The organism is Alistipes sp. An54 (genome assembly GCF_002159375.1).
Classification (GTDB): Bacteria; Bacteroidota; Bacteroidia; order Bacteroidales; family Rikenellaceae; genus Alistipes; species Alistipes megaguti.
The window spans coordinates 1-20668 of sequence record NZ_NFIA01000016.1 but is presented as its reverse complement, the minus strand read 5'-3'; the positions used below and the strand labels follow the sequence as shown (position 1 = coordinate 20668).

At 42.2% G+C, this 20668-nt stretch carries 20 protein-coding genes; 19 read left to right on the top strand and 1 reads right to left on the bottom strand.

The window, feature by feature from the left end; all coding sequences use genetic code 11:
• Nucleotides 1-19 precede the first annotated feature (19 nt).
• From B5G09_RS12060 to B5G09_RS14425, 19 genes are all read left to right on the top strand, one after another.
• A complete protein-coding gene (locus tag B5G09_RS12060; RefSeq protein WP_087405363.1) occupies nucleotides 20-1957 on the top strand; it encodes a nucleoside-diphosphate sugar epimerase/dehydratase in 1938 nt (645 codons plus the stop codon).
• The gene (locus B5G09_RS12055) at nucleotides 1944-3158 is read left to right on the top strand and encodes a glycosyltransferase (RefSeq protein WP_087405362.1); all 1215 of its coding nucleotides are present in this window, start codon (nucleotides 1944-1946) and stop codon (nucleotides 3156-3158) included. The genes B5G09_RS12060 and B5G09_RS12055 overlap by 14 nt, the downstream gene beginning before the upstream one ends.
• Nucleotides 3155-4195: an EpsG family protein gene (locus tag B5G09_RS12050; RefSeq protein WP_087405361.1), complete on the top strand. Its 1041-nt coding sequence runs from the start codon at nucleotides 3155-3157 to the stop codon at nucleotides 4193-4195. The genes B5G09_RS12055 and B5G09_RS12050 overlap by 4 nt, the downstream gene beginning before the upstream one ends.
• On the top strand, nucleotides 4188-5366 hold the full coding sequence (locus B5G09_RS12045) for a glycosyltransferase family 4 protein (RefSeq protein WP_143256556.1): 1179 nt from the start codon (nucleotides 4188-4190) through the stop codon (nucleotides 5364-5366). The genes B5G09_RS12050 and B5G09_RS12045 overlap by 8 nt, the downstream gene beginning before the upstream one ends.
• The gene (locus B5G09_RS12040; RefSeq protein ID WP_087405359.1) at nucleotides 5353-5943 is read left to right on the top strand and encodes a hypothetical protein; all 591 of its coding nucleotides are present in this window, start codon (nucleotides 5353-5355) and stop codon (nucleotides 5941-5943) included. Before B5G09_RS12045 ends, B5G09_RS12040 begins: the two co-directional genes overlap by 14 nt.
• Nucleotides 5927-6595 (top strand): DUF1919 domain-containing protein, encoded by a 669-nt coding sequence (locus B5G09_RS12035; RefSeq protein WP_087405358.1) that lies wholly within the window; start codon nucleotides 5927-5929, stop codon nucleotides 6593-6595. The genes B5G09_RS12040 and B5G09_RS12035 overlap by 17 nt, the downstream gene beginning before the upstream one ends.
• Complete coding sequence (locus B5G09_RS12030; RefSeq protein WP_087405357.1) at nucleotides 6592-7572, top strand: glycosyltransferase; 981 nt, start codon at nucleotides 6592-6594, stop codon at nucleotides 7570-7572. The genes B5G09_RS12035 and B5G09_RS12030 overlap by 4 nt, the downstream gene beginning before the upstream one ends.
• Nucleotides 7569-8747 carry a polysaccharide pyruvyl transferase family protein gene (locus tag B5G09_RS12025; RefSeq protein ID WP_087405356.1) on the top strand — a complete coding sequence of 393 codons (1179 nt, stop codon included), beginning with the start codon at nucleotides 7569-7571 and terminating at the stop codon, nucleotides 8745-8747. Before B5G09_RS12030 ends, B5G09_RS12025 begins: the two co-directional genes overlap by 4 nt.
• Nucleotides 8748-8749: 2 nt before the next feature.
• Nucleotides 8750-9733 (top strand): glycosyltransferase family 2 protein, encoded by a 984-nt coding sequence (locus B5G09_RS12020; protein ID WP_087405355.1) that lies wholly within the window; start codon nucleotides 8750-8752, stop codon nucleotides 9731-9733.
• Entirely contained in the window at nucleotides 9733-11169 is a 1437-nt protein-coding gene (locus tag B5G09_RS12015) for a lipopolysaccharide biosynthesis protein (RefSeq protein ID WP_087405354.1), read from the top strand. Before B5G09_RS12020 ends, B5G09_RS12015 begins: the two co-directional genes overlap by 1 nt.
• A gap of 7 nt (nucleotides 11170-11176) precedes the next feature.
• The gene (locus B5G09_RS12010) at nucleotides 11177-12250 is read left to right on the top strand and encodes a polysaccharide biosynthesis protein (RefSeq protein WP_087405353.1); all 1074 of its coding nucleotides are present in this window, start codon (nucleotides 11177-11179) and stop codon (nucleotides 12248-12250) included.
• A 93-nt stretch (nucleotides 12251-12343) separates the two neighbouring features.
• Nucleotides 12344-13546: a capsular polysaccharide biosynthesis protein CapF gene (locus tag B5G09_RS12005; RefSeq protein WP_087405352.1), complete on the top strand. Its 1203-nt coding sequence runs from the start codon at nucleotides 12344-12346 to the stop codon at nucleotides 13544-13546.
• A gap of 45 nt (nucleotides 13547-13591) precedes the next feature.
• Nucleotides 13592-14512 carry a hypothetical protein gene (locus B5G09_RS12000; protein ID WP_206384447.1) on the top strand — a complete coding sequence of 307 codons (921 nt, stop codon included), beginning with the start codon at nucleotides 13592-13594 and terminating at the stop codon, nucleotides 14510-14512.
• 4 nt (nucleotides 14513-14516) lie between these two features.
• Nucleotides 14517-15704: a UDP-N-acetylglucosamine 2-epimerase (non-hydrolyzing) gene (wecB, locus tag B5G09_RS11995; protein ID WP_087405350.1), complete on the top strand. Its 1188-nt coding sequence runs from the start codon at nucleotides 14517-14519 to the stop codon at nucleotides 15702-15704.
• Between the two features lie 3 nt (nucleotides 15705-15707).
• The gene (locus B5G09_RS11990; RefSeq protein ID WP_087405349.1) at nucleotides 15708-16634 is read left to right on the top strand and encodes a glycosyltransferase; all 927 of its coding nucleotides are present in this window, start codon (nucleotides 15708-15710) and stop codon (nucleotides 16632-16634) included.
• 7 nt (nucleotides 16635-16641) lie between these two features.
• Complete coding sequence (locus B5G09_RS11985) at nucleotides 16642-17787, top strand: glycosyltransferase family 4 protein (protein ID WP_087405348.1); 1146 nt, start codon at nucleotides 16642-16644, stop codon at nucleotides 17785-17787.
• A gap of 8 nt (nucleotides 17788-17795) precedes the next feature.
• Entirely contained in the window at nucleotides 17796-18758 is a 963-nt protein-coding gene (locus B5G09_RS11980) for a glycosyltransferase family 4 protein (RefSeq protein WP_087405347.1), read from the top strand.
• A gap of 2 nt (nucleotides 18759-18760) precedes the next feature.
• Nucleotides 18761-19147 carry a WbuC family cupin fold metalloprotein gene (locus tag B5G09_RS11975; RefSeq protein WP_087405346.1) on the top strand — a complete coding sequence of 129 codons (387 nt, stop codon included), beginning with the start codon at nucleotides 18761-18763 and terminating at the stop codon, nucleotides 19145-19147.
• Between the two features lie 199 nt (nucleotides 19148-19346).
• A complete protein-coding gene (locus B5G09_RS14425) occupies nucleotides 19347-20330 on the top strand; it encodes an SDR family NAD(P)-dependent oxidoreductase (protein WP_087405344.1) in 984 nt (327 codons plus the stop codon).
• Here the strand turns inward: B5G09_RS14425 and B5G09_RS14225 are convergent.
• Nucleotides 20314-20550, bottom strand: coding sequence for a hypothetical protein (locus B5G09_RS14225; protein ID WP_143256554.1), 237 nt, complete (start codon nucleotides 20548-20550; stop codon nucleotides 20314-20316). The genes B5G09_RS14425 and B5G09_RS14225 overlap by 17 nt on opposite strands.
• Nucleotides 20551-20668: the final 118 nt, after the last annotated feature.

Genomic DNA, 20668 nt, shown 5'->3' with positions numbered 1-20668 from the left:
CATACAAACACATCCTGTTATGTATCGAATTATTGAAAAATTGCGTCTTGATCATTATGTAAGTTCGCGATTAATTCTTGCCCTGGACTTATTGATTTCAGTCGGGGCATCCATCATTTCTCTATTATTGGCTAGTGCCTTGCTTGGCAGAGAGATCCTGACGTGGAGACTTGTAGGATGGTGGCTGGGCGGTTCCTGGTTTTTTTCCTGGATTGCCTTTGTTCTGCTTCAAACCCATAAATCCATTATTCGTCACGCAACCCTGCGGGAATTGGCCCGCTTGGGTGTTGCCGTTTTCTTCAAAAGTATCTGGATTGCCATTCTACTGGCCTCGGGTGCTGCCGGGCCTGTATTTCCCGCCATCTGGGGTGCACTGCTGTTCGATTTTTTGCTGACCCTTTCAGCCTTGATCGTTATGCGTGTCGCCATGGTCGTTTTTTACGATCTCCTCAAAAACAGCCGTCAAAGACATCACAAATGTCAACGGATCCTGATCTACGGAACCGGCGACAAGGGCGTGTCACTCGTCACCCAGCTCCAGAACTCGCAGGAGTATCAGGTCGTCGGCTTCCTGACTTACGGTAAGAGGCTGAAGAACCACATGCTGGCCGACCTCCCGGTCTACTACTTCGAGACCGAGGAGAATATCAAATACCTGCACAACCGCAAGGACATCGACGCCATCCTCTTCGCCCACGTCCGCGAGGCCCGCGAAGAGCAGGAGCGTCTGATCCACTACTGCACGGAGTGCAACCTCAAGGTGCTGATCGCCCCCTCGATCGACGAGGTGGTCGACGGCAAGGTGCAGAAACAGGCGATCCGCGAGATCAAGATCGAGGACCTGCTCGGGCGTGAGGAGATCAGGATCTCGATGGACGAGATCATCGCCAACTTCCGCGGCAAGACCATCATGGTGACCGGCGCCGCCGGCTCGATTGGTTCGGAGTTATGCCGGCAACTTGCCACGTTCGGGATCAAGGAGCTCGTGCTGTTCGACAACGCCGAGACCCCGATGCACAACATCCGCCTCGAGCTGGAGGATCGCTTCCCCAATCGGAAGTTCATCCCCGTAATCGGCGACGTGCGCATGATCCCGCGTCTGGACTTCGCCTTCCGCACCTACCGTCCGCAGGTGGTCTTCCACGCCGCCGCCTACAAGCACGTGCCGCTGATGGAGGAGAATCCCTGCGAAGCCGTGCTGGCCAACGTCGCCGGCTCGCGTAACGTGGCCGACAAGTGTATCGAATACGACGTCGAGAAGATGGTCATGATCTCAACGGACAAGGCCGTCAACCCGACCAACATCATGGGTTGTACGAAGCGTCTCGCGGAGATCTACGTACAGTCGCTCGGTCTGGCCATCGAGGCCGGCAAGGTGAAGGGCAAGACGAAGTTCGTCACGACGCGTTTCGGCAACGTGCTGGGTTCGAACGGTTCGGTAATTCCCCGCTTCCGCGAGCAGATCGCCAAGGGCGGCCCGGTAACGGTGACGCACCCCGACATCACGCGCTTCTTCATGACGATCCCGGAGGCCTGCCGGCTGGTGATGGAGGCTGCCACGATGGCCACCGGGACGCAGATCTTTGTCTTCGACATGGGTCAGTCGGTGAAGATCGCCCACCTGGCCAAGCGCATGATCGAGCTGGCCGGTCTGGAGGTCGACAAGGACATCAAGATCGAATACACGGGACTTCGCCCGGGCGAGAAGCTCTACGAAGAGGTGCTGTCGAACACGGAGAACACGCTTCCGACGTCGCACGACCGCATCCGCATCGCCAAGGTTCGCGAGTACGACTACGCCGATGCCCTGAAGGCTGCCCAGGAGCTGGAGGAGCTTTCGCGTGCCGTCATCATTCCGGATATGGTTCGCCTGATGAAGAAGATCGTCCCCGAGTTCAAGTCCAAGAACTCGCGGTTCGAGGTATACGATAAAAAGAACATCGATGAAGATTGTTGAAATTAATACAGTTTGTGGAATCGGTAGTACAGGGCGCATTGCTACCGATCTCGCAAAAGCCTTATCAGAAAAAGGACACGTATGCGAGATCGCATATGGGCAATATAGTACAGATTTCCCGCTTTCATATAAAATAGGGAATACACTAGATTCATTTCTACATAAACTAGGATCTAGGATATTTGATCGGCAAGGCTTCTTTAGTCATAAAGCAACGGCCAAATTATGTAAACATCTTCAAGAATTCAAACCTGATATCATACATCTGCATAATCTTCATGGGCATTATCTCAACATAGATCTGCTTTTTCAATATTTATCAAATAATAAGATTCCCATAATATGGACTTTACATGACTGCTGGGCATTTACCGGCCATTGCGCATACTTCGATTATGTAAATTGTAATAAATGGGTTACGGGATGCTTCAATTGTCCCAACAAGCATGAATATCCACCTTCATGGATTTTTGATAACTCCGCCAAAAATTGGCAACAAAAGAAAATTATATTCAATCGGCCTTCAAATATGGTATTAATCACGCCGTCAAAATGGTTGGCTGATCTTGTTAAGGATTCTATGCTTTTTCAATATCAGGTTTATAATATTCCAAATGGAATCGATACAGAAATATTTAAACCTATTAAAACGGATCTGAAATCTCGATTAAATTTAGACAATAAAATTATTCTCCTAGGTGTTGCATTAGGAGGATTTACCGGGCGAAAAGGTTTGTATTATTTTATTGAATTATCTAAACTCTTACCTAAAGATTATGTAATAATCTTAGTAGGGACAACCAAAAAAGAGCTAAAATGCCTGCCTCCTAATATTCAAGGGATAACACAAACCTATAATGTTCATGAATTAATCGAATATTATTCAATAGCCGATATTTTCGTAAACCCAACATTAGAGGATAATTTTCCAACAACTAATCTAGAAGCATTGAGTTGTGGAACTCCCGTTATTACATTTAATACAGGGGGGAGTCCTGAAGCTATAAACGAGAAAACCGGCATACAAATAGCTAAAGGAGATCTACATTCCTTATATAAAGCTATCTTAAATATGAATAAGTCTTTTAAAGAAGAGAATACAACCTATTGTAGGCAACGTGCTGTGACAAAATTCGACAAACATATAGCCCTTGCATCCTATTTAGAATTATATAAAAAAATTCTTGAAGAAAGAAGATGATTCCATATATTACGGCCATTCTCTGTATATTACTTTCCCGACTTGCATTCGGGAATAATTTGTTATGTGGCAAACAAAAGGTGGCTTACCTATTTTGGAGTATATTACCCATATTTATTTTATTAGCATTCCGAGCAGACTCTGTAGGGATGGATACACCTAATTACATAAGGTCTTTTGAAAATCAAAAGCTACCGGAACATCTGCAATATGAGGATGATCGCATAGAAATGGGATATGTATTTCTTGAAGGATTAATTGCAAAAACACTATCTAACCCTCAATGGCTATTTATAATTACAGCTCTGTTTATTTGCCTAAGCATTGGCCACTTTATTTATCAAACAGCTAAAGAGCCAATGCTGGCATTATTGTTTTTCATAACACTAGGTTTTTTTCAATTTACGTTAAGTGGTATTAGACAATCAATTGCGTTATCTATTACGCTATGGCTCTATCCATTTATCAAGCAAAAACAATTTATTCGTTTTATTATTGGTCTATTTATTGCATCTTTATTTCATAAATCCGCGTGGCTATTTCTACCAGCATATTTTATTGCGCAACAAAAGATTACTCCAATCAGAATCCTAATAGAACTATTAGGATTCCTTCTTTTATTTTTATCCGCCGAACGACTATTACTCATTACCGCAGATATAATGGATTATAACTATGGTATTGAAGAGACAGGGAATGGATACATCTTTTTCATTATTGTACTATTAATAACGATTTGTGGAATATTTAACCGAACGGCCATTATACAACAAAACCCTACCAACAAGTACGTCCTAAACTTAAACTTCATCAGTTTCTCATTATGGGGCTTGCGCCTAATTAGTCGAACAGCAGAAAGAGTAACACTATATTATATGCCCTATAGCTATTTGCTTCTTGAGGAAATGATAATGTCTCAAAAAAAGAGTATAAAACAGTTTTACTTATTCATTGTTATATTGTTAGCCATTTCGTTATTTTTTTATAGATTATCTAAAGATTCAAGCATATCTCCTTATACTTTCTATTTTGAATAATTCTATGAGAATTGTTTTTGCATCTAATTACTTTAATCATCATGAAAAGTACTTTTGTGATGAATTATCGAAAATGCCGGGAATTGATTTTACATTCGTTCAGACTCAAGAAATGACGCCCGATCGAATCGAATTGGGTTGGGGAATCAATATCGACAATATAAAATATTGCATTTGTTCATACAAATCCCGTGAGGAATATAACAAAGCAATAAAGATTGCAAATAATGCAGATATTCTACTTCTAGGAAGTGCTCCATACCAGTTCGTCAAAGAACGAATTCACCATAATCGATTGACATTCTACATTGCAGAGCGATTATTCCGAAACGGCTTATGGCATATGCTATATCCGCCTACATTCATTACGGTATTAAAACGATTCATCATTCCTGGGCATTTGAGTAATTTTTACATGCTATGCGCAAGCGGATATACAGCTGGAGACGTATGTAAAATTCACACATTCACTAAAAAGTGTTTTAGATGGGGACACTTTGTTTCCACAGACGCGCCTCTACGGGAATCACCCAAAGACATCATAAGAATTCTTTGGGTTGGAAGAATGATTCCATTGAAACATCCCGAATATGCGACAATGATCGCAACCTATTTAAAAAATAAAGGAATCAAATTTCATCTAGATATAATAGGAACAGGCCCCTTAAAGGAATTACTAAAATCAAACATCTTAAAACATAAATTAACAGATAGTGTAAATTTATTAGACTCAATGCCTTCTAGAGATATCCGTCAATATATGGCAAATGCAGACATATATCTATTCACAAGTGATTTCAACGAAGGGTGGGGGGCTGTTTTAGGAGAAGCAATGAGTACTGGTTGCGCTGTTGTTGCAAGTCACGGAATTGGGGCCGTACCATTTCTCATCGAGCATGGCAGAAATGGATTAATTTATCAAACAGGAGATCCCAAAGATTTCAAGCAATGTGTTGATATGCTTGTTAATTCACAAAATCTACGAAATCAATTAGGACAATCTGCTAAAGAAACAATGCAAACGTTATGGAACCCGCAAATTGCAGCACAACGATTTGCCGAAGTTGCAAAAGATTTACTAACTCGAGGCTATTTTACTCCATATGAAAGTGGCCCATTAAGCGTAGCACCAATCATTAAGAATAATTGGTATCACCATGATTCAATCTAAAGAAGATTACCTTTATTATCTTGCTTGTGACAAAATAGCATTACAGCAAAAACGTGAACATCCCCGATTTATGCATGATATTATTTGGTCTTTCGAGCGCCTCATGCGTAAATGCGAATATTATCAAAATTGTAGACACGGACTCATTGATAGTATTATACTTAAATGGCTAAAATTCAGATATGTAAAGCTGAGCCAACACTTAGGGTTTTCTATTGGGTTTAATACCTGCGGGCCTGGATTATGTCTCGAGCATTACGGATGCATAATAATAAATCAACATGCAAAAGTCGGATCGAATTGCCGTATTATTGGAGATGTTATTATCGGAGCTACAGAGCCTAATTTAGTTCCACAGATTGGTAATAATGTGTTTATCGGAGGTGGAGCAAAAATAATTGGAAATATTTATATTACTGACAATGTATGTATAGGAGCTAACGCAGTAGTAGTAAAAAGTATATTAACACCAGGAGTCACTATTGGAGGAGTTCCAGCCCATAAAATTAGCAATAACGATTCCTCAAAATATATCATAAAAGCAACTGAAATCATCCAAAATGAAGGACAAAATTAAATCCATACTACGACCATACTATCGACGATTTGTCTATTTCCTAAAGAGCTATCGTCGGATCGGTCTGAAAACTCATCATTTTACAATTATATCCAATAATTGTGGGGGGGGGTACGTTTATCAATATTTTGGGATACCATATTGTTCTCCGACCGCAGGGATTGGGATTCATCCTGACGACTATATCAAATTAGTAATGAACCCTCATTACTATTTTACTCAGCCCATTCATTTTCTATCAGATCCTCAAAAGGCTCGCCACTATCCACAACGGAAAAATGCGCCAAATTACGGGAATTATCCTGTCGGGACCATCGGTGATATCGAGGTATTCTTTACACATTACCATTCAGAAAAAGAAGCTCAATCAAAATGGGAGAGACGTTGCGCCAAAATCTCTTATGATAAACTAATTTTTTTATTTATAGAGAACGAGTGGATGACCGATAGGGAGCGTCAAATATTCCTCTCAGAACAAATCAAGGGTAAAAAGATTTATTTACGTCATACCCATCCAGAAATCCCTGCAGCTAAACAAGCTGGAGAAATCTTTATACCCAATGTTCCCATTAGGAATGGAATCGCAGCTTGGACTCCGACAATCATTACAAAACACATTCCTTGGAAGTTGATAATTAATTCATTAGCATGACAAAACCAAATCTAATTTCTATCATTGTCCCTATATACAATATGTCAGCATGGCTTAGCCGCTGCATACAAAGCCTAATAAATCAGACATATACAGCCTTAGAAATCATCTTGGTTGACGATGGATCTACAGACAATAGTTTACTATTATGTAAACAATACGCCGAACAAGATCCACGCATTATTGTCATCCACAAAGAAAATGGAGGCCAAGGCAGCGCTCGAAATACAGCCTTAAATATTGCACACGGACAATATATTGGATTCGTAGATCCAGATGACTGGATAGCATTAGACATGTACGCATACATGCTTAATTTATTGCAACAAAGGCACGCGGATATTGTCCAAATAGGATGGATTGAAACCAACACAGGGATAATTTCACCTACACATATATTCAAAGAACAAAACTGTTATAAAAATAAAGAAGCATTATCTCTTCTCATACAAGGTTCTAATAAGTTAAACACTAGCGTGTGCAACAAATTATTCAACGTTCAAATATTAAAAAATCTTCGCTTTACAGAGGTCCGAGCATATGAGGATGATGAATTCGTATATAAGGCAGTATGGAGAGCGTCAAAAATCATAATAGACAATACGCCTAAGTACTTCTATTTTATCAGACAGGACAGTACAATGACAGCTAAGTTTAATCTAAACAAACTAGCACTGCTGACAATACAAAAAAATATTTGTGATTTTATTCAAGAAAATATTCCAGAATGGTTTAATAAACAAGAACGGATTCTATGCTCTAAACAATTTTACATATTATCTTGCTTACTAACCAATAAAAATATTGACCCCGATAAAAAATATTATCACGCAATAAGAAGTGATATCTTAAATTCATATAAAGGATATATGCATAATCCCCTTATGGGAAGAAATTGCATTATACTATATCTTCTAAAACATTTTCCCTCTTCAGCCAATATAATTTTATCCTTAAAATTTCATCATAAATTATGACCCGTATATATATACATAGTAATGGAGATGCAGCTAATCATGGTTGTGAGGCAATTATCAGGACGACATACAACATGTTAAAACCAATAACATGTGAGATAGGTTATCCAACATACGACATTACCAATGATAAAAAATATGGAATTGATAAATTAGTTACTTTAATTCCATGTAAGCGGCCTATCATACAATATAGATCTGTTCGCTATTTTTACAATAGGCTACTTTCCAAGATTAATTTCGATAAATATGCAGCATCTCTATATCAAGATCTACTAACCAATTCATTGAATTACGACATTGCATTATCAGTCGGGGGAGACAACTATTGTTATCAACAATCTTACTTACGGTTAGCATATATTAATCGTACATTAAAAAAATCAGGGCTAAAATCCATATTATGGGGTGCATCAATTGAGCCCTCACTTCTAAAAATAAAAAGTGTGAGAGAGGATTTAAAGAAATATGATGCATTATTTGTACGTGAATCTGAGACTTATAAAGCATTACAATCTGCAAATATTAACTCTAACGTATATTTATATCCTGATCCAGCATTTAGTTTACAACGCCAGCCATATAATCTACCCAAAAATTTTATCGAGGGAAAGATGATCGGCATTAACATCAGTCCATTAATCCAAAATTTAAATTCCAATCCTACTCTCGTAATCAAAAATTACGAAAACCTCATAAAATACATTCTCTCAGAAACCGACTGCAATATTGCTTTAATTCCACATGTTGTATGGTCTCACAATGACGATCGCACTCTTCTATATACGATTTCTAATAGTTTCAGAAATACAAACAGAATAATTAACATTGGCGATGCAAATTGTATGCAATTAAAAGATTGCATAGCTCGATGCCGTTTTTTTATTGGAGCTCGCACCCATGCAACTATCGCAGCCTACTCATCATGTGTGCCTACTCTTGTTGTTGGATATTCTGTAAAAGCAAAAGGAATTGCAACAGACCTGTTTGGCACAGAAAAGAATTATGTACTTCCTGTTCAAGAAATACACACTGAAACAGATTTGGTCAAAACCTTCAGATACTTATTCGATCATGAAACTAACATATCAGAACATTTAAAAATAATCATGCCCGATTATATTAAACAAGCATATAAAGCAGGATCCACTCTTTGTAATTTAATAAAGTACTAAAAATGATCACAGCTCTTGTTTCTGTTATTGCACCATGCTTTAATGGCGAACATTACATCGGACGTTTTTTAGATTCTATATTGGCACAGACGTATCCCAACATAGAACTCATCCTGATAAATGATGGTTCCAAAGATAAAACAGAAGAAATCATCATGTCTTACAAACCCCAACTAAAAGTAAGGGGAATTAGTTTAAAATACGAATATCGTGAGAATGCAGGTATTGGAGCTGCGATTGATAGAGGTTTGAAACTAATATCAGGAGAATATTTCACTTGGCTAGGGACTGATGATTTCTGTCATCCTGACTTTTTACTGAAATTAGTAAATTTTATGAATAACAATCTACAGTATTCTGTTGTTAGAAATGATGGCTACATTGTCCAAGAGTCAGACCCATCTATCATTATCGGGAAAATGGCAGATCATAATCATGATAAACACAATGAGAAACCATTTATTAATGCAATATTAGAAAGGAATTTCAACTTTGGTTATAGCCTTGTTAGAACAAAAGATTTTTTCAAAGTTTGTCCCAATAAAACAATATATCCCTCCAGACAAGGCCAAAATTGGCAAATATTGTTACCCTTATTTTATTATGGCAAAGCCGCATTTTTTGAAGAACCGCTCTATTATGTTGTTTCGAATCAAAATAGTGTATCAAGAAATCCCGCCAAAAATGGAATGGAGGCTTTCATCGCTCAAAGAGAGGAACATAAAAATATTCTAGTACACACAATCTTGTCGATGAATTTACCCAAAAAAGAAAATGATTATTACCTAAAGTTAATAGATATAAAATATATACGAGTAAAGCTCCAAATTGCCTATCAATACCATAATAAAACTTTATTCAAAAGTCAATATGCATTATTGAAAAAATACAATGCAATTTCACTCAGAGATTTAATTCGTTATGTCCAGTTTCATCTACCTTGGATTGACAAACTAATTAAAATTATACGCCGGAGGAGGAACTAATGAATTCTATCAAATCAAAGGTTATTTCAGGTATATTTTGGCAATATGCACAACGATTAAGCGCACAAATTGTGCAATTCATCGTATCATTAATTTTAGCCAGATTATTATTACCTAAAGATTTCGGCACGATAGCCATTATCGGAGTTTTCATCACTATATCTAACCTTTTTATTGATAGCGGCTTTGGGAATGCCTTAATCCAAAAAAAAAATATTGACGATATTGATTGCTCATCTGTATTTTATCTGAACCTTATCATCAGTATTATATTATATGCAATACTATTTTGTTCAGCTCCATATATTGCCTCGTTCTATGAACTTCCCATCTTAACTCCCCTTCTCCGAGTACAAGCGTTACTGCTAATAGTTATGGCTTTTACTTGTGTCCAAAATGCCATACTAGTTCGCAATATGGAGTTTAAGAAAAACTTTATCATTAATATTTCCGCAGTCGCATTATCTTCAATTGTCGGGGTTGTAATGGCTTATACGAATTGTGGGGTTTGGAGTTTAGTCCTATCACAATTAACCATGCAAATAACATGCGTAATCGGATATTGGAGTTTAATTGGTTGGCGACCCAAAACTATTTTCTCTTGGAATAGAATTAAAAGCCTATATCAATATAGCTCACGAATTTTTGCAGGGTCTCTTCTGAACGTATTATACAATAACATCTATAATATAATAATCGGGAAACAATATTCAGCAGAACTATTAGGCTATTACAATAGAGGTGTACTCATTCCAACCATATTAGTCGAAAATGGGGCAAATACATTAAATAGCGTTATGTTCCCAGCTCTAGCCTCTATGCAGGATGAAAAAGAGCAAATTAAGATCATTATACAGAAAATGGTTAAGGCTGTTGCTTTCATCGTTTTTTTATTAATCGCAATCTTAATGCCTTTAGCAGAACCGCTAGTATCTATTCTACTTACTGACAGATGGTTGCAAGCAGTTCCTTTTTTACGGATAGCTTGTATAACTGTTTGTTTTTCTCCATTTATACTTATCAATACTTCCATCCTAACAAGCCTTGGATACAGTAATCTTTATTTAAAAGCGACTTCATTTGCCAAAATGCTAGCTATTGGACTTATATTTCTAGGAGCTCAATTTAATATTTATATCATGGTGGCAGCCGGCAGCGTAGGAGCTTTATTTTCTATGATTATTACATCCTATTGGAATAAAAAGCTAATAAAATATTCATTATGGAATTTTATTATAGATATCACACCTCCAGCAATTCTTGCAATCATTACCGGAATTGGTTTATATTTATTCACCCTTTGTAAATACAATCAATGGTCAACTATATTAATCGGTGGAACTTGTGCTATCATTTTTTATAGTACAATATCATATTGGCTAAAATTAGAGCCTATGGATTTATTTATCAAAACACTAAAATCCAGATTTAAATAATTATTCTATGTCGATTTTCAAAGACAAAGTCCTGTTAATCACAGGCGGTACAGGCAGTTTCGGGAACGCCGTACTTCGTCGCTTTCTCAATAGCGACATCAAGGAGATTCGAATTTTCTCGCGCGATGAGAAAAAGCAGGATGACATGCGTCATATGCTTCAGAGTTCGAAGGTGAAGTATTACATCGGCAATGTTCGCGACAAATCGTCGGTAGATATCGCCATGCGTGGTGTTGACTACGTCTTCTCGGCTGCTGCCCTCAAGCAGGTTCCCTCCTGTGAGTTCTTCCCGATGGAGGCAACCCGTACGAATGTCCTCGGAACAGGCAACGTTCTTGAGAGTGCTATCGAACATGGTGTCAAGAATGTCGTCGTTCTTTCGACCGACAAGGCTGCCTATCCGATCAACGCCATGGGTATCTCCAAGGCCCTGATGGAGAAGGTTGCCATTGCCAAAGGTCGTGAACTGGGCGAAGGTGCCGCTACGACCATCTGCTGCACGCGTTACGGCAATGTAATGGCAAGCCGTGGATCCGTAATTCCTCTCTGGGTAGAGCAGATGATGGAGGGTAAACCCATCACGATCACCGATCCCAACATGACCCGATTCATGATGACGCTCGACGATGCCGTGGATCTTGTGATCTATGCCTTCCAACATGGACACAACGGCGACCTCTTCGTTCAGAAAGCTCCGGCTGCTACGCTGGCCACACTGGCCGAGGCGTTGAAACAGATCTATGCCAAGATCGATCCGAAATACGGCGAGACGGAGGTCAAGGTGATCGGTACGCGTCACGGAGAGAAGCTTTACGAAACGCTGGTTACCCGAGAGGAGATGGCCAAGGCAATCGACATGGGCAACTACTACCGGATTCCGTGCGATACGCGGGACCTGAACTACGACAAGTTCTTCACCGAAGGCAACGAAGATGTCTCCCACATTGAAGATTACCACTCGCACAATACGGCTCGTTTGGATATCGAAGGCATGAAGAAACAGTTGCTTCGCCTGCGGTTCATCCAGGAGGATCTGGGACTGATCGAACGTGCAAAACCGCGCGATATCCGTTCGGAATAGACTAAACTCTTCCATTTCACGTCACTCGTCCGAGACGTTAAAACGGACAAATCCATTTCGCCCTTTATCAGGAACCGCAACCCAAAAAGCACGATGAACATATTGGTAACAGGAGCCAAAGGCTTCGTAGGGCGCAATCTGTGTGCCCAGTTACGCAACATCCGGGACGGAAAGGCAAAGAACTATGCCTTGGGGACGGATCTTGCGATCTTCGAATATGACATCGATTCCACCGCCGAGGAGTTGGGCGAATTCTGCCGCAAAGCGGATTTCGTCTTCAACCTCGCGGGGGTGAATCGACCGCAGAACCCCGAAGAGTTCATGCAAGGAAATTTCGGCTTCGCATCGACCCTGCTCGATACCCTTCGCAAACACGGGAACACCTGCCCGGTGATGCTTTCGTCATCGATCCAGGCGACACTCGTGGGACGTTACGCCGAAGGCGATTACGGCAAGAGCAAGAAGGCCGGCGAGGAGCTCTTCTTCGAATATGCCCGCGAAACGGGAGCCAAGGTGCTGGTCTACCGTTTCCCGAATCTCTTCGGCAAATGGTGTCGTCCGAACTACAATTCGGCCGTAGCAACCTTCTGTAACAACATCGCCAACGATCTGCCGATCAAGGTTAATGACCCGGCCGTCGAACTGGAGCTGCTCTACATCGATGACCTGGTGGATGAGATGATCGCGGCACTGAAAGGGGAAGAGCATCACTGCGAGTTCGAAGGGGTGGAGACACGTTTGACCCCCGAAGGTCGCTACTGTGCCGTTCCGACGACGCACCATGCGACGCTTGGTGAGATTGTCGACCTGTTGCATACGTTCCACGATCAACCCTCGACACTCGTCATCCCCGAGATTCCGGAAAACAGTTTTGCCAAGAAGCTCTATTCGACCTACCTCTCCTATCTTCCGAAAGAGAAGGTGGCCTTCCCGCTGAAGATGAATATCGATGCCCGGGGAAGTTTCACGGAGTTGCTCCGCACGAAGAACTGTGGCCAGGTATCGGTGAACATCTCCAAACCGGGAATCACCAAGGGTCAGCATTGGCACAATACCAAGTGGGAGTTCTTCATGGTGGTTGCAGGGCATGGCCTGATTCAACAGCGGCGCATCGACAGCGACGAGGTGTTGAACTTCGAGGTTTCGGGCGACAAGATCGAGGCCGTACACATGCTTCCGGGCTATACGCATAATATCATCAACCTCTCCGAAACGGAAAACCTGGTAACGGTGATGTGGGCCAATGAATCATTCGACCCGGGACGCCCCGATACCTATTTTGAATCTGTCGAATAAAGTATATTCATGTCTAAACAGACTGCTTCCAATCGTGGAATCATTATGATTCCCTATGCATACCTGGAAAATTCCAATACCGGGGTTAATATTGCCAATCGATCAAAACAAGTTGACATCTACATGAAAAATTGTTGTGTTGCTTGTTTGTCTGCAAAGAAATATAATGATTCAGATACCGATGTTGCTTTAGTAACGAATATCGATCCACCTAAAGAATATCGAGATATTTTGGAATCTCACAAAATAAAGATAATCCATGCGGATTTTGATCTCTTCAACTTTAGTGGAGAATATACATGGGCTTTAGCTTTTTATAAATTATGTGCCTTGCATCATGTTCTCCATGAATATGATTATGATTACTACGCATACCTAGATTCAGATGTATTTATACAATCTAGTTTTAACAACATATGGACTGAATGTGATGCTTATATCCTGTTATATGATATCAATCATGGGCTACAGGTAAAACACTATCAGCATATCCTCTCAGAAATGCGGGATTTTATGCCATCTCTATTTAGTAACGGGAATCTACCAACGCATAGGGGGGGGGAATTTTTTGCAGCAAATCGAGCCAATACTCTGATCTTCATCAAAAATTGTGAAGAGATTTACGCAGAGATGTGTCAGAAAAAATTCAATACGACCCACGGAGATGAGTTTATAATTTCCATAGTTGCGGATAAGTTGGGCTCCTTGGTAAAGAATGCAGGAGCATATATCTATCGCTTTTGGACGGGATCTTTCCGCTTAATATCAACCTGTTATATGTATAATCCGGTCGTTGTACTGCATGTGCCTGCGGAGAAAGAGTTCGGTATGCTGGCGGTATACGATAAGTACATTAAACAAGGAAGATTACCTCATAATATTAACAAAGTATATAGACTTTTACATTTAACTCATCGGAGTTTGAGAACTCGAATTGCACAATTGGTAAAACGGTTTAAGCATTAATTTCATGGAACCGATCAAACTGGATTACTCGGATATTCAATTTGCAGACAACGGCAAACTCAAGCTGCTGATTATCGTCGGGACTCGCCCCGAGATCATCCGGCTTGCCGCCGTCATCAACAAGTGCCGACTCTATTTCGACACCATTCTGGCACATACCGGACAGAACTACGACTACAACCTCAATGGAGTATTCTTCAAGGATCTGAAACTGAAAGACCCCGAGGTTTACATGAATGCCGTAGGTGACGACCTTGGCGCAACGGTAGGCAATATCATCAACTGCACCTATAAACTGATGGTTCAGACTCAACCCGATGCCCTGCTGATTCTCGGTGACACGAATTCGTGCCTTTCAGCCATTGCCGCCAAGCGTCTGCATATCCCGATCTTCCACATGGAGGCGGGCAACAGGTGCAAGGATGAATGCCTGCCGGAGGAGACGAACCGCCGTATTGTGGATATCATCTCCGATGTGAATCTGGCCTATTCAGAGCATGCACGACGTTATTTGGCTGAATGCGGGCTTCCGAAGGAGCGAACTTACGTGACGGGATCCCCGATGGCCGAGGTCCTGCATGCAAACCTGGACGAAATCGAAGCCTCGGATATCCACAAACGGTTAGGCCTGGAGAAAGGAAAATACATGCTGCTCTCGGCTCATCGCGAAGAGAACATCGATACGGAGAAGAACTTCTTGTCGTTATTCAACGCCATCAATGCACTGGCCGAGAAATACAACATGCCGATCCTTTACAGCTGCCACCCGCGGTCGAAGAAACGGCTCGAACAGAGTGGGTTCCAACTCGACAAGCGGGTAATCCAGCATGAGCCGCTGGGGTTCCACGACTACAACTGCCTGCAGATGAACGCAGCAGCCGTGATTTCAGATTCGGGGACACTGCCTGAAGAGAGCAGTTTCTTCACATCGGTAAGCAAGCCCTTCCCGGCAGTCTGCATCCGCACCTCGACCGAGCGTCCCGAAGCGCTGGACAAGGCCTGCTTTATCCTGGCCGGCATTGATACGAAGTCGTTGCTGCAGGCCGTGGATACGGCCATTGCCCTCCAGCAGGCTGCCGATTATGGTACTCCGGTACCCAACTATACGGATGAAAATGTCTCGACAAAGGTCGTCAAACTCATTCAGTCATATACCGGTGTCGTCAATAAAATGGTCTGGAGAAAAGAATAAAGAATGGAACAATTTCACCCTTTAGTTAGCATTATTATTCCTGTATACAACGGTGCTAACTTTTTAGCTCAGGCGATAGACTCAGCTCTGTCACAAACATATGACAATATCGAAATTCTGGTTATCAATGATGGTTCTACAGACAACAGAGAAACAGAACAAATTGCTTTATCATATGGTAGTAAGATTCGTTATTTCGATAAACGCAATGGGGGCGTATCATCTGCATTAAACCTTGGAATAGAAAAAATGGAAGGTGAGTATTTTTCTTGGTTAAGCCATGACGATTTATACGAACCTGAAAAAATAAAGAAACAAATTGATGCTCTACAAAGCTTACCCGATCATAATAAAACTGTTATCATGTGTGCTGATCGGTTAATAGATGTCAATGGAAAAAGTATTTTTCATCCTTACATTCCATTCTCTGGTTATTTCTCTGGAATGGCCATGTTCGAGAAATTTTATTCATCTCATGTGAATATAAATGGGTGTTCATTGCTCATTCCTAAATCCATATTCTTGAATTTAGGAGGCTTTAAATCTTTTAAATATGTACAGGATATAGAATGTTGGACACGATTTATGCTTCACGATATTGCTTTCTACTGCATACCGGACCGTCTTTCCATTATGCGAGTTCATCAAGGTCAAGTAACAGTTCGTTTTCCAGAGCTGTATTACTCAGAACGACATGATCTGGGAAGGATTATTGTAGACCAATTAATAGCTGAACCCACAAGATACAAATCTATAACAAAATGCTTTTTGCTATTTTGTTATAGAACGCTTGATTCTGATACGGCAAATTATATTGAAAACCGGGCCCATATATCATATCCCTTAAAACGAAGCATTCTAACAATCAGAGGATACATTGAACAAAAGCTACGCTTGATTTACCAGCATATTATTAAACGAGCTAAATAATATTACCATGCTAAAGATTCTTAATGTAGTTTGTGTTTTCTTTTCAATACCCTCTTTTTTTGGAGATCAATTATCGTATTTTACAAAAAAGGGATACAATATTCATTTAAGTTGCAGCCCATCAGATAAATTATTATCTTTTGCAAAAGAGCATGGTTGCTCTGCCGTAGAAATCCGGATTGATCGTAAATTTTCAATATGGCATGATCTGATCGCATTATGGAAATTATATAAATATATAAGAAAGGAGAAATTCGACATAGTATCAGGCCATACTCCCAAAGGAGGTTTATTATCTATGATTGCAGCTTACATTGCTGGAGTTCATAAACGTATTTTCTTTAGACACGGGTTAGTCTATGAAACTAAAACCGGCATAAGTCGGTTCATCTTAATTAACGCAGAACGTATTGCATCCCTATTAGCTACAAAAGTGGTATGTGTTAGTCCTTATCTCATAGAAAAAAGTTTACAAGATCATTTAACATCAAAGAGGAAAATGACTTTGTTAAATATCGGATCTTGTAACGGAGTGGATGCTTTAGAAAAATTTAACCCCAATAATATAATTATAACGAAAAAAGACTCTCTCAAACAAGCCTTACAAATTGATAACGATAGTTTTGTTATAGGTTACACCGGTAGGCTTGTGAAAGATAAAGGTATTGTAGAATTAGTTGAAGCATTCCAGACTCTAGACAAACAATACAACAATCTGCGCCTCTTATTAGTCGGGCCTCTAGAAGAACGAGATGCATTACCTAATGAAATCGTACAAATTATCAAAAATCACCCGAGAATAATCTTTACCGGTTTAATTGAGGACAATATCCAATATTATTATTCTTTAATGGATATATTGGTTCTCTGTACTCATCGGGAAGGTTTTGGAACTTCTATCCTAGAAGCTTCCTCTATGGAAAAACCTGTACTCACAACGTCACATTCCGGCAGTCGAGATGCCATTATAAATGAACAAACTGGATATTACATCGAAATGACTGCAGCTTCTCTTATTGAAAAAATATCTTTTTACATCAATAATCCAGAGATAAAATTTAAGCATGGGGTGAACGGGAGATCATTCGTTTTAAAAAACTTTGAACAAGAAATTATCTGGGAGGAAATAGAAAACCGGCTCTATAAAAACTAGTATATCATATGATTTATATTTTGATTAGCATAATTATATTAGAATTAGCCTATTTTCGGATTGCCGATCGATTCAATATCATCGACAAACCCAATGAGCGAAGTTCCCACAAAAGTATCACACTGCGTGGGGGCGGTATCATCTTCCTACTCGGGAGCTGGCTGTATGCCGCATTCTTCGGATTAGAATATCCCTGGTTTCTGACCGGACTCTCCCTGGTTGCCATCATCAGCTTCATCGATGACATCCATTCTCTGCCCGACAGCATTCGCCTGATCGTACAGTTTATTGCCATGTTCCTGATGTTCGAGCAGTTCGGAATCCTGAATTGGGAAAACTGGTGGATCATTCTCATTGCCTTGATTGTCTGTGTCGGAGTTTCGAATGCATATAACTTCATGGATGGGATCAACGGGATCACCGGAGGATATTCGTTGGCCGTTATGATTCCACTGATGTTCATCAATGCCCGAACGCCATTCATTGATCCGAATTTCCTCTACGTCGTAACGTTGAGCCTGCTGGTCTTCTGCTTCTTCAACTTCCGGAAGAAGGCGAAATGCTTTGCAGGCGATGTTGGATCGCTGAGCATTGCATTTATCGTAATTTTTGCCCTTGGCCGATTGATCCTGCAGACTGGAGACTTCACCTATATCCTCTTCCTGGCCCTATACGGCGTGGATTCGGTACTGACAATCTGTCATCGGATCATGTTGCACGAAAATCTGGGGCAGGCCCACCGGAAACACGCCTACCAGTTGATGGCCAACGAACTGAAGATTCCGCATGTGGTCGTATCTTCCATCTATATGATTATTCAGCTCGCCGTCTCTTTCGGATTGATCCTACTGCCGATTAACCACTGGCTCTACACAATAGTAATCCTGCTTCTATTGGCGATCATTTATCTCCTCTTCATACGGAAATATTACCCGCTGCATGAAGCTTATCTTAAATCCAAACAAGCCTAATTATGCTTATCGACGATAAACTTCTGGACGAGGTAGCAGCATTGGCCCAGACCTCTGAACGGCTTCGCATGAATCGTGACATGCGGAACTCAACGGCAGATACTTCTCAGCGAATGTTAAATGCCCTGGAGATCGGCACCATCCTCCCCATCCACCGCCATCCGACAACCTCCGAAACTCAACTTCTGTTGCGCGGCAAGATCGACGTAATGTTTTACGATGATCAACGCCACGAAATCGAGCGGTTCCACCTCGATCCGCGAAACGGGATGTATGGCGTAGATATTCCGGCCGGCACATGGCACAATCTCGTTGTTATTGAACCGGCCGTTATCTTCGAGACAAAGGACGGAGCCTATAAGCCCATCTCGCCCGAGGACGTTTTATAGATCCAAACTCATCCACGTTATACGGTCCGGAAGAATGATCTTTCGGGCCGTATTCATATTCCATATCCAACACCCCCGCAAAACCCCGAAACTTCCTCCCCTACCGACCGTACTCCACGGCTCGTTAACCGAAAAATCGGCGACAGTGTTTTGTTCCGGTGACCGGCCTGCGCTATCTTTGTGGAAAAATCCGAAAACCATGAAAAGACGCGTATTCGTTACGGGTGGTGCCCACGGAATCGGAAAGGGTATCGTCGAGGCCTTTGCCCGGCAAGGTGATGAAGTGGTCTTCTGCGACATCGATTCCGTCCTCGGCACCCAAACCGCAACCGAAACCGGCGCCCGCTTCTGCGAGGTGGACGTCACCGACGCACAAGGCATCGAAGCATGCATGGAGCAGCTCTTCGCCGCACAGGGCGACATCGACATCCTGGTCAACAACGTCGGAATCAGCCTCTTCAAACCCCTCACCGAGCTCTCGATCGAGGAATTCGACCGTGTTCTGGCCACCAACCTGCGTCCGGTCTTCATCACCTCGCGCCGGCTGGCCCTCCACCGCCAGCAGAACGGCAACCGCAGCTACGGCCGCATCGTCAACCTCTGCTCGACACGCTACCAGCAGAGCGAGGCGGGCACCGAGGCCTACTCCGCCTCGAAGGGCGGCATCTACTCGCTGACCCACGCGCTGGCCTTCTGCGAACGTCACCCGGAGATGCTTGACGGCCTGGTGCTGCTGAGTTCCACCCCGAATCCCGACAGCCCGGAGAAGGCCGAAAACCGGCGCCGTGAGATAGCACTTGTCCGCGCCGGACGCAAGGAGCTGCTGGCCCGTGTGGCACCGGCCGCAGGCTTTGCCGAGGAGAACCGCGACCGGATGAAGGACTACATCGAGGATCTGACCGAGCAGGTCTTCATCACCGAGGACGACGGTATCGTGGCACTGCTCAACGGCATGATAGACCGCAAGGATCAGAACGAAATGCTGCGGCAAACGAAAGTACCGGTCCTTTTTATCCTCGGTCACAAGGATAACTACATTCCCTTGGAGGTCGCCGAGAAGATGGTTGCCGACCACCCCGAAGCCCGAGTCGTCTGGCTCGAACACGCGGGGCACATGGGCTTTCTCGAGGAGCCCGAAGCGACGGCCCAGGCCCTGCTTGACTTTGTTAAAACCGAAAAATAATCCGACAACACCTCACTCTCTTTTCAAGACGGGGAAGATCATCTTTCCCGTCTTTTCTTTTGCCGTACGCCATAAATGACCGGCCGCCCCACACTTTCTCCGCATTCGCAGCCACACAAAACAGCCCGCACGCACCGTCCGCCTCCGGCGACGCCATGGCTGCATGCCATTGCGTACACACCGTCTCCACCACCGTCCAGCGGGTCATGGCGTCGATCATCCGCGCCGGGAGGGGTTCGTTGCAGGGCAAAAAAAGGTCAGACCTTACGATCTGACCTTGAAGAGGCGGCTACCTACTCTCCCACGGGATAACCGCAGTACCATCGGCGTAAGTGAGC